Annotated in this window: 2 tRNA genes; both read left to right on the top strand. The window is 48.5% G+C overall.

The annotated features are described in order from the left end of the window. Window positions 1–87: 87 nt before the first annotated feature. Window positions 88–164 (top strand) — tRNA-Ile (locus CYD26_RS24830). Between the two features lie 6 nt (window positions 165–170). Further along, window positions 171–246, top strand: a tRNA-Ala gene (locus CYD26_RS24825). The last annotated feature ends 129 nt before the right edge of the window (window positions 247–375 follow it).

Here is a 375-nt window from a genome sequence, read left to right as displayed (position 1 = left end):
CTGCGGCTGGATCACCTCCTTAATCGACGACATCAGCTGCTTCATAAGCTCCCACACGAATTGCTTGATTCATTGAAGAAGACGATTGGGTCTGTAGCTCAGTTGGTTAGAGCGCACCCCTGATAAGGGTGAGGTCGGCAGTTCGAATCTGCCCAGACCCACCAATTACTGGGGCCATAGCTCAGCTGGGAGAGCGCCTGCCTTGCACGCAGGAGGTCAGCGGTTCGATCCCGCTTGGCTCCACCATCTCCACTTGCTTACCACGTCAAAGCTTAGAAATGAATATTCGCGTCGAATATTGATTTCTGAACTTTTTCAGAATCGTTCTTTAAAAATTTGGGTATGTGATAGAAATAGACTGAATAGCACTTTCAC

This window comes from Pseudomonas sp. FFUP_PS_473 (assembly GCF_002858665.1).
Lineage (GTDB): Bacteria > Pseudomonadota > Gammaproteobacteria > Pseudomonadales > Pseudomonadaceae > Aquipseudomonas > Aquipseudomonas defluvii.
Note: the sequence above shows the minus strand (reverse complement) of the source record. Positions and strands in the feature narration are given on the sequence as shown.